At 42.7% G+C, this 16,351-nt stretch carries 14 protein-coding genes and 1 pseudogene; 14 read left to right on the top strand and 1 reads right to left on the bottom strand.

Going from position 1 to position 16,351, the window contains the following annotated elements; translation table 11 throughout:
* The 14 genes and pseudogenes from WMO75_RS15820 to mgtE all read left to right on the top strand — a co-directional run.
* Positions 1-240 (top strand): rod shape-determining protein (locus tag WMO75_RS15820; RefSeq protein ID WP_349078473.1); only part of this gene is annotated, 240 nt, incomplete at its 5' end.
* Positions 241-259: 19 nt separating this feature from the next.
* Positions 260-1,186, top strand: a complete 927-nt coding sequence (gene mreC, locus WMO75_RS15815; protein WP_022214994.1) for a rod shape-determining protein MreC — start codon at positions 260-262, stop codon at positions 1,184-1,186.
* Positions 1,186-1,713: a rod shape-determining protein MreD gene (mreD, locus tag WMO75_RS15810; RefSeq protein WP_022214995.1), complete on the top strand. Its 528-nt coding sequence runs from the start codon at positions 1,186-1,188 to the stop codon at positions 1,711-1,713. Before mreC ends, mreD begins: the two co-directional genes overlap by 1 nt.
* 62 nt (positions 1,714-1,775) lie before the next feature.
* Positions 1,776-4,607, top strand: coding sequence for a penicillin-binding transpeptidase domain-containing protein (locus WMO75_RS15805; protein WP_243111598.1), 2,832 nt, complete (start codon positions 1,776-1,778; stop codon positions 4,605-4,607).
* 86 nt (positions 4,608-4,693) lie between these two features.
* Positions 4,694-5,482, top strand: coding sequence for a septum site-determining protein MinD (gene minD / locus WMO75_RS15800; RefSeq protein WP_022214997.1), 789 nt, complete (start codon positions 4,694-4,696; stop codon positions 5,480-5,482).
* A 26-nt stretch (positions 5,483-5,508) separates the two neighbouring features.
* A complete protein-coding gene (minE, locus tag WMO75_RS15795; RefSeq protein WP_022214998.1) occupies positions 5,509-5,748 on the top strand; it encodes a cell division topological specificity factor MinE in 240 nt (79 codons plus the stop codon).
* Positions 5,749-5,756: 8 nt separating this feature from the next.
* Positions 5,757-6,917 (top strand): FtsW/RodA/SpoVE family cell cycle protein, encoded by a 1,161-nt coding sequence (locus WMO75_RS15790; RefSeq protein WP_022214999.1) that lies wholly within the window; start codon positions 5,757-5,759, stop codon positions 6,915-6,917.
* The gene (locus tag WMO75_RS15785; protein ID WP_299318359.1) at positions 6,914-8,137 is read left to right on the top strand and encodes a D-alanyl-D-alanine carboxypeptidase family protein; all 1,224 of its coding nucleotides are present in this window, start codon (positions 6,914-6,916) and stop codon (positions 8,135-8,137) included. The genes WMO75_RS15790 and WMO75_RS15785 overlap by 4 nt, the downstream gene beginning before the upstream one ends.
* A 338-nt stretch (positions 8,138-8,475) precedes the next feature.
* Positions 8,476-9,933 (top strand): P-loop NTPase family protein, encoded by a 1,458-nt coding sequence (locus WMO75_RS15775; RefSeq protein ID WP_303223214.1) that lies wholly within the window; start codon positions 8,476-8,478, stop codon positions 9,931-9,933.
* A 142-nt stretch (positions 9,934-10,075) separates the two neighbouring features.
* Positions 10,076-10,303: pseudogene (locus WMO75_RS15770) on the top strand (response regulator transcription factor); the annotation flags it as partial.
* A gap of 346 nt (positions 10,304-10,649) precedes the next feature.
* Entirely contained in the window at positions 10,650-12,137 is a 1,488-nt protein-coding gene (locus WMO75_RS15765; RefSeq protein ID WP_349078469.1) for an MBOAT family O-acyltransferase, read from the top strand.
* Between the two features lie 11 nt (positions 12,138-12,148).
* Positions 12,149-13,228: a hypothetical protein gene (locus WMO75_RS15760; RefSeq protein ID WP_302247828.1), complete on the top strand. Its 1,080-nt coding sequence runs from the start codon at positions 12,149-12,151 to the stop codon at positions 13,226-13,228.
* A 156-nt stretch (positions 13,229-13,384) separates the two neighbouring features.
* Positions 13,385-13,804, top strand: coding sequence for a hypothetical protein (locus WMO75_RS15755; RefSeq protein WP_022215005.1), 420 nt, complete (start codon positions 13,385-13,387; stop codon positions 13,802-13,804).
* Positions 13,805-14,285: 481 nt separating this feature from the next.
* Positions 14,286-15,680: a magnesium transporter gene (mgtE, locus tag WMO75_RS15750; protein WP_302247829.1), complete on the top strand. Its 1,395-nt coding sequence runs from the start codon at positions 14,286-14,288 to the stop codon at positions 15,678-15,680.
* A gap of 122 nt (positions 15,681-15,802) precedes the next feature.
* On the opposite strand, the gene WMO75_RS15745 is transcribed toward mgtE, so the two are convergent.
* Positions 15,803-16,351, bottom strand: a 549-nt coding sequence (locus tag WMO75_RS15745) for a tyrosine-type recombinase/integrase (protein ID WP_349078467.1), incomplete at its 5' end; no start/stop codon positions are given.

Genomic DNA, 16,351 nt, shown 5'->3' with positions numbered 1-16,351 from the left:
ACGACGTTTCTGGAGCGAATTCCACCGCAGATTGCCTACCACATTGCCAGAGAGGGGATTTATCTCACCGGAGGAAGTACGCGAATTCCATATATTGATAATTATCTTGCGAGCTATACAGGATTTTCCTTTAACTTATCGCCTTTCTACGAAAAGGCGACAATCTGCGGTCTGGAGAAGATCATCCGTGACCGTGACCTGATGAAATGGGCACAGCCCGTTAAACAACGTAAATTATAATTTTTTAGGGGTATGATACATGAGAAACCTGAAAAAGAAATTTCAATTTCGTATACATTTAAAGAGTAAACATCTGCTGGTGATCATGACATTTTTCTGTGGAAGTGCTGTGGTATCGACACTGGCTTCCGGTGTTACATCGGAGCCGCTGGCAGAGGCAGCAGGAATGATCGTAGTTCCATTTGAAAAAAGTATCAATGGGATCGGAAGCTGGATCGGTGAGATCAACCAGACATTTCAGGATAAGCAGGATCTGATCGATAAGAACCAGGAACTGCAGGATGCTGTTGATACACTTACAGAACAGAATAATATCCTGATCCAGAATCAGTCAGAACTTTCCAGACTTCAGGAACTTTACAATCTGGATGAGGAATATTCCTCATATCCTAAGGTTGCTGCCAGAATCATTTCCAAGGACCCTGGAAACTGGTACGATACCTTTATGATCAATCGCGGAAGTAATGATGGTATCCGTGTGGATAATAATGTGATCGCTGGTAAGGGGCTTGTAGGAATTGTTACAGAAGTAGGACCAAACTGGGCTACCGTCCGTGCGATCATTGATGACAGCAGTAATGTAAGTGCAATGACCGTAGGCACAGATGACACCTGTGTGGTAGAAGGAGAACTTGAACTGATTGATGAGGGGAAACTTCGTTTTTCACAGCTTTATGACAAGGATGATAAAGTTACGGTAGGCGAGAGAGTTGTTACTTCCAATATCAGTGACAAATATGTAGAGGGACTGTTTATCGGTTACGTCAGCGAGATTGAACTGGATACCAACAATCTGACAAAGACCGGTACAATTGTAACACCGGTGGATTTTCAGCATCTTAAGGATGTCTTTGTTATCACGGTAAACAAGCAGGATGCAGTTGATAACAGTGGAGCAGCGGATACTTCTTCTGATGCAGATACCGACCAGGAGGGAGCAGAATAATGAAAAGTAAAATCGTTCTGTTTTTTACGATCATTTTGTCTTTCCTTTTGCAGTCAACACTTCTCCAGAAAATCGCCATTGGCTCGATTACTCCGAATCTTCTGTTGATTCTATGTGTTTCCATGGGGCTGATGCGGGGACGTAAGAGTGGCCTGTGGACGGGATTTTTCAGCGGACTGCTTGTAGACCTGTTTTATGGATCTGTATTTGGATTTTATGCGCTGATTTATATGTATGCGGGATTTTTCAGTGGTTATGCATTCCGTATTTATTATGATGATGATATCAAAGTTCCAATGGCTCTCACTGCAATCATGGATCTGTTCTATAATCTGGCAGTGTATGGACTTCAGTTTTTCCTGAGAGGAAGGCTTGGACTTTTTACATATCTGTACAGGATCATTATTCCGGAAATTTTTTATACAGTGTTTCTGACAATGATCGTTTATAAGTTTTTTTATTATATTAATCATCGCTTCATGAGTGCGACCAGGAAAGAAAGGGAATCTATTTGGGTACTAAAATAAAAAAAATATTCAAAAAAATTCAACTGAAACGAACCTCTGTGCTTTTGCTGGTGTTTATTCTTTTGTCTTTTGTTCTGATACGCCAGCTTTATGAGCTGCAGATCATTCAGGGCGAGGACTATATTGATGAATTCCAGACAAGGACCACCAAGACACGTGTCCTCAAAAGTACCAGAGGTAATATTTATGACAGAAACAATAAACTGATTGCTTCCAATATTTTGTCATATTCTCTGACATTTGAGGATAATGGAAGTTATGATACGACCCGCCAGAAAAACCTGACATTAAATGGTACTGCTTATAAGGTTTTGCAGATCCTTGCTGAGAATGGAGACAGTCTTTCAAATACATTTCATATTAAACTGGATAACAGTGGAAATTATGTGTTTGATATTGATCCTGGATTTACCCTGAATCGATTTAAGGCAGATATTTACGGTCATGCGCTCATTGATGACCTGACCAAAGACGAGGCAGCTGCCAGTGCTGCTGACATGATGGATTATCTTAGTGGTAACAAGGGATTTTCTATCGTCCTTTATGGCGATGAAGCCTATACAGATGCAGAGTTGAAACAGTACGGTCTTCCGCAGGAACTTACCAGGCAGGAAGTTCTGGATATTGCAATCATGCGCTATGAACTGAGCACAAACAGTTTCCAGAAATATATGGCGGTTACGATCGCGACAAATGTCAGCGAGAGCACCGTTGCAGCAATCAAGGAAAATCAGAATGAACTTCAGGGAATTGATGTTCTGGAGGATTCCAGCCGCCAGTATGTAGAGGATGAGAGTATGGGACCTCTGCTGGGCTATACTGGTAAGGCATCTTCTGATGAACTTGCAGATCTTAAGAAACAGGATCCGAAATACTCTAATGATGCCGTCATCGGTAAAGCGGGAATTGAACAGTATATGGAAATGGATCTTCAGGGAACGGATGGACAGGAGACGGTTACGGTTGATAACCTTGGTAAAGTCCTCAAAATTGACAGTGGCACAACAATAGAGCCACAGGCTGGAAATGATGTTTATCTCTCTGTAGATTCAGACTGGCAGGCGGCAATTTATCAGATCCTCAAACAGAGGGTTGCCGGTATTCTTCTGAACAAGATCGAGGCAGTTAAGGAGTTTGACTATGAAGCTGAACAGGATGCAAGTAGGATCGTTGTTCCGATCTATGATGTATACAATGCACTGATATCCAATAGTGTGATTGATATTGATAAGTTCAGTAATCAGAATGCTTCCGATACAGAAAAAAATTTATATGCCAAATTTCAACAAAAGCAGCAGGAAGTTTTTGATACAATAACTAACAGGTTGACAATGGACAATTCGCCTGCATATAAGGATGAATCGAAGGAATTTCAGGAATACCTTTCTTATATTTGTGATACCATTCTCAGAGATACACTGGGAGTCATAAAGAAGGATTCCGTAGATACTTCGGATGCGACATACCAGGCATGGACAACAGATCAGAGTATCAGTCTCAAGGATTATCTGAACTATGCCGCAAGCCAGAACTGGATCGATATTTCTGTTATTTCACCAGATGGGGAATATCTGGATTCCAATGAAGTTTATAAGGCACTTACGGATTATATTACAGATTATCTGAAGACAGACACTGGTTTTTCGAAGCTTTTGTACAAGTACATGCTTATGAATGACCAGATTTCCGGACAGGATATCTGCCTGGTACTTTACGAGCAGGGCGTTCTTTCCAAGGATGACTCAAGTTATGAAAGCCTTGCCTCCGGTCAGATGTCTGCTTATGATTTTATGATCAATAAGATTGCCAATCTGGAGATCGAACCGGCACAGCTTGCACTTGCACCGTGTTCTGCATCAGCAGTCATTACAGATGTAAATACCGGAAAAGTTCTTGCATGCGTTTCTTACCCTGGATATGATAATAACAAACTCAGCAATAATATGGATACCAGCTATTATTCAAAACTTGCATTGGATCAATCCAGCCCGTTCTTTAACAAGGCAACGCAGCAGACAACAGCACCTGGTTCTACATTGAAGCTTCTGTCTACGATTACAGGAATGATGGAGGGCATTATTGATGATGGAACTTATTATGAGTGTACAGGTAAATTTGATCTGGTAACACCGGCAATTTACTGCTGGAACCGACAGGGGCATGGATCTCTTGAGATTCGTGGTGCGATTGAGCAGTCCTGCAACTACTTTTTCAATATGATCGGTTTCCTTGCAGGAAAGAATGCAGATGGAGATTTTTCGGAAACATTGAGTCTTTCGAAACTGCAGCAGTATGCATCCGAGATTGGTCTGGATGAAAAAACAGGCATTGAGATTTCAGAAGCATCTCCACATGTTTCTGACAGTAAGGCAGTTCCGTCTTATATTGGACAGGGTAATCATCTGTTCAGTACCAGTCAGCTTGCACGATATGCGACGGCACTGGCAACTTCCGGAACAGTTTATGACCTTTCCCTTCTGGATAAGGTTACAGATTCTCAGGGAAAAATCCTTACAGAATATGCTCCGTCTGTCAAAAATCAGATGACGGATGTTCCGAGCAGCGTATGGGATGATATTCATGATGGTATGCGCAGGGTTGTTGAAACACATGAACAGTTCAATGGACTTGGAGTAACTCTTTCTGGTAAGACAGGTACTGCCGAGCTGGATATTTACCATCCGAACCATGGTCTGTTTATCGGTTATACGACTTCAGCATCAACAGGTGCTCCAGAATATGCGCTTGCTGTCCGAATTGCAAATGGTTACAGTTCAGGAAATGCCTGTTTGACCGCAAATGATATCTTACAGTACATTTATGATCTGGCAGATGAAGATACAATTCTGACGGGCTATGCCTCCAGCGATACCAGCAATACTTCAAATGATTAACAGACACAGGGCATCTGCCCTGTGTCTGAGATCACAGAAGAAAATACCAGAAGTCTGGAACATATCTTTGAGGAGGATACAGAAACATGGGCGAAGTGATAGTAATTACATCCGGTAAGGGTGGCGTGGGCAAGACAACGACAGCTGCCAATATTGGCACAGGTCTGGCAATGCTGGACAAGCGGACAGTTGTTGTCGATACAGATATCGGTCTTCGGAACCTGGATGTGATCCTGGGACTTGAGAACCGTATCGTGTATAATCTTGTGGATGTCATTAATGGAAACTGCCGTCTGAAGCAGGCACTGATCAAGGACAAGAGACATCCGGAACTGTTTCTTCTGCCATCTGCGCAGACGAAGGACAAGTCGGCAGTGTCACCGGAGCAGATGATCAAGCTGACAGAGGAACTCAGGGAAGAGTTTGATTTTGTTCTTCTTGACTGTCCGGCCGGCATTGAGCAGGGATTTCGAAATGCGATCGCCGGGGCAGATAAGGCACTTGTCGTAACAACACCGGAGGTATCTGCAATCCGTGATGCAGACCGTATCATTGGACTTCTTGAAGCGGAAGATATCAGGGATATCCATCTGATCATTAACAGGCTTCGACCCGATATGATCGCACGTGGAGATATGATGTCCGTAGAGGATGTGATCGAGATCCTTGCCGTGGATCTGATCGGTACGATCCTTGATGATGAGCAGATCGTGATCGCAGCCAATCAGGGAGAACCGCTTTCGGGAAGGAATTCTCAGGCAGAGGAGGAATACCGCAATATCTGCCGGAGGCTTCTTGGTGAGGAGGTTCCTTTTGCAGAACTCAGATCAAAAAAAGGAATGTTTCAGCGAATTGGAGATTTTTTCCGTAAATGATCCATAAGCAGAAGGAGGGGATTTGTATGAAAGCATTTTCGCAATTCAGGAACCGCTCCGCTGATTATGCAAGGAACCGGATGAAGCTCCTTCTGGTTTCAGAGCGGATCGACTGTTCTCCGCAGATGATGAAATTGCTGAAAGATGATATGATCCGCACAGTAAAAAAATACGTATCCATAGATGAAGATGGCGTTGTATTCCGGATCAGCCAGGAACCGCCGGTTCTTCATGCGGATATTCCGGTATATAAGAAAAGGGAATAAGATACAAAATGATTAAACAGTATAAGTTACGATTTTACAATTTCAGACTGGTGATCTTTCTTCTTGCGATCAGTGTGATCGGAATCATTCTGGTTGGAAGTGCCAGAGATGACCTGCGGAGTAAGCAGATGATCGGTGTTATCATGGGACTGATCTTCATGGTGATTCTTTCACTGATTGATTATTCCTGGATATCCAATTTCCAGTGGATCATGTATGGCGCGAACATCGCCCTTCTTCTGATCGTTCGTCTGTTTGGTGATTCTGCAAACGGTGCAGCGCGCTGGATTGATTTTGGATTTATTCGTTTCCAGCCGACAGAGTTGTCAAAGATCATCATTATATTGTTTTTTGCCAGGTTTTTTATGGATCACGAAGAAGATCTGAATACGCCGAAAACACTGGCGAAATCCGTTTTATTGCTGGCTGTTCCACTGCTTTTGATCTATGAGCAGCCGGACCTTAAGAATACGCTTATGATGCTGGCTGTGTTCTGCATCCTGATCTATATTGCAGGACTTAGTTACAAGGTCATAGGCGGAACATTCCTGATCCTGATCCCGTTGATCATCATCTTTCTTTTTATTGTTGTTCAGCCGGATCAGAAACTGATCAAGGACTATCAGAGAAATCGAATTATGTCATTCCTTTATCCTGAAAATGATGAGTACAGTGATGATATTCAGCAGCAGAATAACTCCAAGACAGCGATCGCATCAGGAGAACTGATTGGTAAGAAACTGTCCGGAAACGATGAAGTTGCTTCTGTAAATGAAGGAAACTTTGTATCTGAGAACCAGACAGACTTTATTTTTGCAGTTGCAGGCGAAGAATATGGTTTCCTTGGCTGCTGTACGATTATTCTTCTGCTTCTGGCAATCTCGATAGAATGTATCCGGATGGGGCTTCGGGCCAAGGATCTGTCGGGTAAGATCATATGCTGCGGAATGGCGAGTATCGTTTCTTTGCAGAGTTTTCTGAATATCTGTGTTGCGACAGGAATCGCACCAAATACAGGTACACCACTTCCATTTGTAAGTTATGGCCTGACTTCTCTCGTCAGTCTTTATCTTGGAATGGGGCTTGTCCTGAATGTAGGCTTGCAGAGCAGTGCATACAATAAGGAAATTCGCAAAAAGTCAGTAAATCAGAAAGAGGATTACCTATGAAAAAAGAACAGCCACGTGAGCGCAGAAGAGAAGAGATGCAGGAGAGACCAGCAAGACCTCGTAATACTTCCTCATCCGCTGCTTCCACCAGAAAAAAAGCAGCCCGGTCAGCAAGACCGACAGGAAGTGCTTCACACACTCAGCAAATCAAAGGCAAAAGTGCACGTCCTGTCAGTCCGACACAGGCAAGAAGAAATCCGGAAGCACGCCGGAAAAAACGTCCCAGAAGAAATTTCCTTCCGACTATAGTAACGGTGCTTCTTCTGGCAGTCGTATTGTGTGGAGGAGGGTACTTCTTATTGCAGAAGGGACTTTCCTTTGGCAGACAGGTACAGGCATTTGATATCAATCAGGAATTCCAATATCAGAATACACTTAAGGCAACTTCAAGAGCGGCTTCTTTTGCTGCAGATCTCTGTGTGGTAAGCGGTGACCAGAGTCTGGATTCTGTGACACTGGAGGATGGACAGGAGGGACTTCTCCTGGATATCAATGACAAATCGGTAATGTATGCAAAGGGTGCTTATGACAAAGTTTATCCGGCAAGTATCACCAAGATCATGACAGCACTCCTGGTATTTACAAATGGAAACATGGATGACGTAGTCACGATCTCAGAGGAGAATGTAACTCTGGAGGAAGGCTCTCAGCGAGTTGGTTTCCAGGTAGGTGACCAGGTAACGATGGATGAACTGGTGCACTGTCTCCTTGTATATTCAGGAAATGATGCCGCATCTGCGATCGCAACGCATGTCGGCGGTTCAACCGAGAATTTTGTTTCCATGATGAATGCTTATGCCGCACAGCTTGGATGTACAGGAACACATTTCACAAATCCACATGGACTGCAGGATGAGAACCATTATACAACGCCATATGACATCTATCTGATGCTCAAAGAAGCACTCAAGTATCCTGAATTTACAGAGATCACACAGATGGGAAGCTATACTGCAAATTATAAATACAGCGATGGCTCTGATGCGAGTGTAGTACTGACAGCAACCGACCATTACCTTACAGGAGAAGCAACAGCACCAAAGGGCGTTACGATCCTTGGAGGTAAGACGGGAACCACCAGCAGTGCAGGAAACTGTCTGGCATTGTTATGTCAGAATGAATATGGCAATCCATTTATATCCATCGTAATGGGAGCTTCCAGTAAGGAACTTCTGTATCAGGAGATGAGTTCCCTTCTGGAGAACATCAATACCGTATAATACATGAATGTATAAAAAGAGACAGCCCGGAGAGTTTATGCAGAATGACAGAGCTCTGGGCTGTTGTTTTTATAAAATAAAAAAGTGTGTTATATAAATCAAAATGTTATAGTATAATAAGTACATATAACAAAACAAAACCCTTTGCGCTCCGCGCATTAATCAACAAAGACAGCCTGATCCCGCTGATCTTCCTGCTGCCGAATTTCTTCTCGAACAAAGTGTTCGCTGTTTTCCTGGCAGAACCGGTAAGCGATATCCTTGCCGCGGCTGTTACCACAATAACCTTTTTTACATTGTTTAACAAAATCCTCAAAAAAGAGGTCAGGTAAATCATTATGAAATCTATTTCCATCTATACCATCACCAGAAACCAGACGCTCGACAATCTTCAGAGACTGGAGCGTCAGTTATCGGGGAGGGGATATTTTCTTCGGATGAGAGAGTGGGAGATGGAGAGCATGAAGGCTCTGACAGAACATCTGGAAGTGCATATTCCTCAGATCTGCTCTCTTCGTTTTTTCTATTCTTTCCAGATTCCAAAGCTTGGAAAGGAATTTGACCTTCTCCAAATCAAAAAAGACCAGATCGTAAATATCGAGTTAAAAAGTGGTGTAGTATCCGATGAGGCGATCTGCAAACAGCTTCTGCAGAACCGATATTATCTGTCTGTGCTTGGAAAGCCGCTCCATTCTTATACTTATATCAGCAACCAGAACCGGCTTGTCAAGCTGACAAAGCATGACCATATCATAGAGGCAGACTGGGAACATCTATGTACAATTCTCCAGAAGGAAAGTCCGGATTATGAGGGAGATATCGAGGATCTTTTTCAGGCAGAACTTTATCTGATCTCCCCGCTTACAGAACCTGCCCGTTTTCTTCGGAAAGAATATTTCCTGACTTCACAGCAGCGTGATATCGAACGGCAGATCCTCAAAAAGATCCGCACAGAACACACCGGCTATTACTGGTTCAACGGACTTCCAGGGACAGGCAAGACCCTGCTGCTCTATGACATTGCCATGAAACTGTCTGTCCGTCAGAGAATCTGCATGATCCACTGCGGAGAAGCTGCCAGGGATTGGGAGATCCTGCATGAACGCCTGCAGAGGATCGATTTTCTCACCGACAAAGAGCTTGCTAATGAAAGGGAACCAGTCAGCTTTGATTCCTACAGCGCCATCCTAGTAGATGAAGCTCATCTGCTTTCCGCTCCAAAACTTGACATTCTTTTAAATGCAGTTAATCACCAGCCCGTGATCTTTTCCAGTGATTCCGAGGATATGATCTCTCCTGAGGAAATGGACCAGACCACTATTCAGAAGATAGAACGCCTGCCACAGATCCTGACCTTCCATCTGACTAACCGCATCCGCACCAATGCCGAACTTTCCTCCTTCATCCAGAATATGCTTCATCTGCCAAGGAAAAAAAGTTCCAGATACTATCCGCATATCGAAGTAGTCTGCGCCAACAATGAAAGCGAAACGCAAAACCTGCTTGACGGCTACATTCATCAGGGCTACCAGTACCGCCAGACCTCCACACCTGCAGACCTGAACACCGCCGCGGTCCGCGTCACCGACCGTCTCGTCACCGTTCTGGATGAACGTTATTATTACGACACAGAAGGATATCTTCGTTCATCTTTGCGAAACAACAGTGGCAGTTCCGACGTACGGACCCTTTTTCACCTTCTGAACCAGACAAAGGAAAACCTGTCACTTATCATAGAGAAAAATGAATCTGTGTATGAAATTCTTCTTGAGATTCTGCAGATGCACAGAAAATGATCTATCATTCAGACAAAGAGTGGAGTTTTAAAAGCTTCACTCTTTTTTTGCCTCTTATCCCAATCTTACAAGAATGTAAGTTGCATCCCGCCTCATCCCGCACTATACTGGATTTAATAACACAGAAACCAAAGGAGACAACATGAAACACATATTACTGGTCGAAGATGACTTAAGTATGTTAAATGACTTATCCTTTGCCATTAAGAAACAGGGCTATGCTCTTGATATCGCCCGCACCAGAGATGGGCAGAAGCAGTTATGGACGGAAGATAAATACGATCTTGTTATTCTGGATGTCAGCCTTCCGGATGGATCTGGTTTTGATATCTGCCAGGAGATCCGGAAGACTTCAACCGTTCCGATCATGCGAGCACTTCCAGTATCTCAGGTATGGGGACTGAGCGGGATCACAAATACTCCGGTGTCCTGTAAACAGGCAGAGATCGACCATGTTACTATCTGCTCTTATGATGACTTTATCATGGGATGTAGCAAAAGCATGATCGTAAACGGTACACTTGCAGATACAAGCGGAAATAAAAACGAGATCATGACCATCTATAATAAAGACAATCCTCTTTGCCGCAGAAGGTGCCACCTATTCTAACAGCCTGCAAAATGGAAGAAAAACTTGACGAACCTTAAACTTTCCCTTATAGTTGATAATTGATACAAAATTAAAAAATTAATTTAGGGGGAAGTACAAAAACGACATGTTATTTAATTCTTACATATTTATATTTGTTTTTCTTCCACTGACACTTGGTAGCTATTATGGACTGCATAAACTCGGAAAACCAGTCTTTGCAAAGGTTGCATTGATTCTCATGTCTTTCTGGTTTTATGGCTATTTCAATCCAAGTTATCTGTGGATCATGTGCAGCAGTATTGTTGTCAATTATTTGTTGTCTCAGCTTTTGCAGCGCAGATGGGAGGGCACAATATCGAAAGGACAGCTTGCACTTCTGAAAAAGGCACTGCTTGGTATTGGTCTGATATTCAATCTTGGTCTGATATTTTATTTCAAATACTATGATTTCTTCGTAGATAATCTGAATAAAGTTTTTTCCACGGACTTCCAGTTAAAGAATATCGTCCTGCCACTGGGTATCAGCTTTTTTACCTTCCAGCAGGTTTCTTACATGGTTGATTCTTACCGCGGAGAAACCAAGGAATACAATTTTACAGATTACACATTATTTGTAACCTTTTTCCCGCAGCTGATCGCGGGTCCGATCGTTCTGCATAACGAAGTCCTTCCACAGTTTGAGGACAAAAACAACTGGAAGATCAACTGGGACAATATAGCGCGCGGTTTGTATATGTTCGCAGCCGGTCTTGTCAAAAAAGCTGTGATCGCCGACACCTTAAGCGGATCTGTTTCATGGGGCTACAGCCACCTTGGCAGTGGACTTACATCCATGGATGCGATCCTTACAATGCTTGCCTACACTTTCCAGATTTATTTTGACTTCAGTGGTTATTGTGATATGGCAACGGGTCTGGGATATATGTTTAATATCCATATCCCAATGAACTTTAATTCACCATACAAAGCGCTGTCTGTCGTAGATTTCTGGAAACGCTGGCATCTGACACTGACCAGATTCCTGCGAACCTATGTGTACTTTCCGCTTGGCGGAAGCCGTAGGGGAACTGTCCGGACTTATATAAATATCATCATTGTATTCCTTGTCAGTGGTCTCTGGCATGGTGCGAACTGGACCTTTATTTTCTGGGGATTTCTGCATGGAATAGGAAATGCACTTACCAGAATGTTCCGGAAACAGTGGGAGAGCATGCATGTAGTCCTTCAGTGGGCTTTTACTTTTCTGTTTGTAAATATAACATGGATCTTTTTTAGGGCTGATTCTATTTCTCAGGCATTTACATTTATCAAAAGAATCCTGAAATTCCAGAACCTCAATCTCCATGCTGCATTTTTACAGACTTTTCAGTTAAAGGAATTCTACTTGATTTACAGTCATATCCCCGTATTCAATAAAATCATGGCTTCCATCCGTGGTTCAGATGCCCTGATTCTGCTTGGCGGAATGTTGTTCCTGTGTCTTAATTTCAAAAACAATCAGGAAATGAATTTCCGTCCAACCACTAAAATGGCGGCAGTGACTGTACTCTGTCTGGTCTGGGGAATTTTTACCCTTTCCGGTGTATCAGAATTTCTCTACTTTAACTTTTAGGGAGCAATACTATGAACAGTAATAAATTTGTAAAAACTGTACTCGTGGGAACGGGCACACTCCTGATCCTCGCAGGTGGCATGACAGCAGTGATCGATCCTTTTTTTCACTATCATAAGCCTCTGAAACAGTTGGAATATCCTCTTGAGCGAGGAAAAGAACGATATCTGAATAACGGTATCATCCAGAATTTTGATTATGATGCTGCAATCACAGGCACTTCTATGATGCAGAATTTCAAGACTTCACAGTTTGATGACCTGTTTGGAACGCATTCTGTCAAGGTAACCCTTACTGGTGATACCTATTGGGCAATCGATGAAGAAATCCGTACTATATTTGACAATAAGTCTGATATTAAATATATTTTCCGCTGTCTGGATTATAATAAGATTTTTGATGACAAGTCCGATTACAATTATGACAATGTTCCAACTTATCTGTATGATAATAATATATGGAACGATGTCCAGTATCTTTTTAACAAAGATATCTTTATAGACAATACGCTTGGTGTTATCAAATACACACTTCATGGCGAAAAAACACCATCCATGGATGAATACAGTTCCTGGGCAGCAGATTATCCCGTCGGAACAGACTACGTACTCCAAACCTACTCTGTTCCAACAAAAATCGAAAAACAGAAGAAGTTTTCAGAGGATGATGCCAAAACTGTCCGTCATAATGTAGAGGCGAATGTTCTTGATATGGTAAAAGCTCATCCGGAAACTACGTTTTATTTCTATACGCCGCCATACAGTGCAGTCTGGTGGTATAAGCTTAAATGCTCCGGAAATCTGGAACGTTATTTTGAAGCAGAAAAGCTGCAGGCAGAACTGCTTATGGAGTATGATAATGTGAAGCTTTTTTCCTTTACGGATCTGTTTGAGCTTACCTGCGATCTTGATAATTACAAAGATGATACTCATTACAGTGAATCGATCAGCGAAAACATCATTAACTGGATTTATGGTGACAAGGGACTCATGACTCCTCAAAACTATGAATCACGGATACAGAAAATGCTGAATTACTATCTTGATTACGATTATTCCCGTTCAGGAATCCCTCTGGTACAGGAAAATTGAATCCTTTTCTGTGCCACACTACAATATTAATGAAAATTTCACAAAAACTTGCAATTCTCTATTGAAATTTGATGCAAAATACACTATAATACAAACATATTAATTATCGTATTTGTTCAAAATTAATATCATATTGTGTCTAAGGAGGAAAACAGGATGGTTGAACTGATTGTAGGAAAAAAAGGCAAGGGCAAAACAAAAGTACTGTTAGACAAAGTGAACGGCGCAATTAAGGATGCAAATGGCAGCATTGTTTACTTAGACAAGAGCACGAAACACATGTATGAACTGAACAATAAGGTTCGTCTGATCGATGTTTCTGTATATCCGATCAAGAACGCCGATGAATTCGTTGGTTTCGTATGCGGAATCATTTCTCAGGACCACGATCTTGAGCAGGTATATCTCGACAGTTTCCTGACAACCGCTAAATTAGAGGGACAGGATGTTTCCAATACTCTGGAACAGCTTATCGCAGTTGGTGAGAAATTCAATGTAAAATTCATCATCAGCATGTCTCTTGACAAGGAAGAAGTTCCGGAAGCATTCCAGGATAAGATCGTGACTGCATTATAATTACGGTTTCATTAAATTTTACATAGGATATGGAGATGAGAAGAACTCTGCTGGCTGGCAGGGTTCTTTTTCTGCGCACCATTTTAGTTACCATAAGTATGATTATGTAATCTAAATAAATATTAAGATAAAACCGTTTGACATCCCCTGGTGAGCGGGTTATAATATGACCGTCAATAAAATTCAATTATACAAAGGTAGGTGAACAGAATGGAGAGTTGTGATTCTCACGGGCGAAGTAGTAACACAGGATCAAAGAGAGCAGCAGTTTGTGAGATGACACGTCACATTCTGTTTTAATTTATATTATTCTATTTTTCTCTTTTTTATCCTGTAAAATCCCTGAACACAATCTAACCAAATAGCGAAACGGAATTCAAATATCCGTTTAACAATGATACCAATTGACATGCTCTGAGAAAGACCATGCCTTGTTTTGGTGTGCTCTTTTTCGGGAACCACGAAAAAGGAGGAAAACAGGATGGAAAAAAGAACACAGGACTACACAAAAGAAATCCTTGAAGTGATCAGAAGCAATATATCTCCGGCAGTCCTTTCCAAGCGTCTGCAGGATTTCCACGAAAACGACATTGCAGATGTTTTGCCGGAGCTTTCTTCTGCAGAACGAAACAAGCTTTACCGGATCTTTGATCTTGATACTTTATCGGATATTCTGGAATACACTGATGAGGAGATGGCAGTCACTTATCTCGAAGAAATGAGCCTCAAGAAAGCTGCTGCGATCCTTTCCCGAACAGAAACAAACATATTGGCTGAAATCCTGCAGCATTTTGACAAAGAAAAAAGAAGACTTCTGATCGAGTTACTGGATGATGAAGCGAGACATGATATCGAGATGATCAATTCTTTCGATGAGGAAGAAATCGGAAGCCGGATGACCACCAACTATATCGTGATCCAGGATCATCTTTCTGTGAAGGAAGCCATGAGTGCCCTGGTATCCCAGGCAGCTCAGAATGACAATATCTCTACCATTTTTGTCGTAAACAGCAATCAGGAATTCTACGGTGCGATCGATCTGAAGGATCTGATCATCGCGCGCCAGGATCATCCGCTCAGTGAACTGATCGTCACTTCCTACCCGTATGTATACGGAACAGCCCTGATCGATGACTGTATGGAAGACCTCAAGGATTATTCCGAAGATTCCATTCCGGTCCTTGATAACGATAACCGCCTGATCGGTGTTATTACATCTGCAAACATCGTAGATCTCGTCGATGATGAGATGGGAGAGGACTATGCGAAACTGGCTGGTCTGACTGCTGAGGAGGATCTCAAGGAACCTCTCAAAGAAAGTATGAAGAAACGAATGCCATGGCTGATCATTCTTCTTGGACTTGGCATGGTCGTTTCCTCTGTTGTCGGAATCTTTGAAAAGGTTGTGACCAATCTGCCGATCATCATGTGTTTCCAGTCGCTGATCCTGGATATGGCAGGTAATGTCGGAACCCAGTCACTGGCTGTAACGATCCGTGTACTGATGGATGAATCCCTCACCGGCAAACAGAAACTGGAACTTGTTTTTAAGGAAATGCGTATCGGTCTGTGCAACGGCGGTGTGCTTGGACTTATGTCCTTTGTGCTGATCGGATTGTATATCTGGTTATTTAAAGGCAAAACCCTTATCTTTGCCTTTGCGGTATCTGCCTGCATCGGTTCTTCCCTGCTGCTCGCAATGCTGATCTCCAGTGCCGTAGGAACCTGCATTCCGTTATTCTTCAAAAAGATCCACATCGACCCGGCAGTTGCTTCCGGTCCGCTCATCACTACAGTCAACGACCTTGTGGCTGTTATTTCCTATTATGGACTGAGCTGGATCTTTCTGATAGGAGCACTGCATCTGGCAGGATAGTCTTATAAAAAGAACATCTTTATGACAAAAACTTCAGGATCCCGAAGATCTGTCATAAAGATGTTCTTTTTATTTGCACATATAACAACGTACATAATGCAAGACATTACGGGCAGCAGGTATTAATCCTCGCGCAGCTTAACTGCCTTCGCCGCCTGGCGTCTTCTGGCATCGTCGATCGCTGCATAGTGTTTCTTGGTCGTATTTACGTCCTTGTGGCCAAGAACATCTGCAACAAGGTAAATATCACCTGTTTCCTGATACAAGGCCGTACCGTAGGTGCTGCGGAGCTTGTGAGGTGTGATCTTTTTGGTGGTCGTGATCTGCTGGGAATATTTCTTGACAAGATTCTCAATCGCCTGGACACCGATACGGCGGCGCTGGGCAGAGTAGAAGAGAGCGTGTTCATGGCCTTCCAGCGGAATGATATTCTCGCGGACTTCCAGATAACGTTTCAGAGCTTTTTCTACCTCCGGTCCGAAATATACAACCATTTCATTTCCACCTTTTCGGGTGACCTTTATTCCGTTATTCTTAAAATCCACATCTTCAATATCAAGTCCCACACATTCCGAAACTCGGATACCGGTTCCGAGAAGCAGAGTCACGATCGCCAGATCGCGTTCTTTGTTTTTCTCATAGTAGACACGTTTCTGACCGGTAAGCTGGAG

The organism is Blautia intestinihominis (assembly GCF_040096655.1).
Lineage (GTDB): Bacteria > Bacillota > Clostridia > Lachnospirales > Lachnospiraceae > Blautia_A > Blautia_A intestinihominis.
This window is presented reverse-complemented; position numbering and strand designations above follow the sequence as displayed.

Excerpts from the sequence above, each read along its gene's own strand:
- WMO75_RS15785 (WP_299318359.1), top strand. The coding sequence starts at position 6,914 with ATGAAAAAAGAACAGCCACGTGAGCGCAGAAGAGAAGAGATGCAGGAG.
- WMO75_RS15765 (WP_349078469.1), top strand. The coding sequence starts at position 10,650 with ATGTTATTTAATTCTTACATATTTATATTTGTTTTTCTTCCACTGACA.
- mreC (WP_022214994.1), top strand. The coding sequence starts at position 260 with ATGAGAAACCTGAAAAAGAAATTTCAATTTCGTATACATTTAAAGAGT.
- mreD (WP_022214995.1), top strand. The coding sequence starts at position 1,186 with ATGAAAAGTAAAATCGTTCTGTTTTTTACGATCATTTTGTCTTTCCTT.
- WMO75_RS15790 (WP_022214999.1), top strand. The coding sequence starts at position 5,757 with ATGATTAAACAGTATAAGTTACGATTTTACAATTTCAGACTGGTGATC.
- minE (WP_022214998.1), top strand. The coding sequence starts at position 5,509 with ATGAAAGCATTTTCGCAATTCAGGAACCGCTCCGCTGATTATGCAAGG.
- WMO75_RS15760 (WP_302247828.1), top strand. The coding sequence starts at position 12,149 with ATGAACAGTAATAAATTTGTAAAAACTGTACTCGTGGGAACGGGCACA.
- minD (WP_022214997.1), top strand. The coding sequence starts at position 4,694 with ATGGGCGAAGTGATAGTAATTACATCCGGTAAGGGTGGCGTGGGCAAG.
- WMO75_RS15775 (WP_303223214.1), top strand. The coding sequence starts at position 8,476 with ATGAAATCTATTTCCATCTATACCATCACCAGAAACCAGACGCTCGAC.
- WMO75_RS15755 (WP_022215005.1), top strand. The coding sequence starts at position 13,385 with ATGGTTGAACTGATTGTAGGAAAAAAAGGCAAGGGCAAAACAAAAGTA.
- mgtE (WP_302247829.1), top strand. The coding sequence starts at position 14,286 with ATGGAAAAAAGAACACAGGACTACACAAAAGAAATCCTTGAAGTGATC.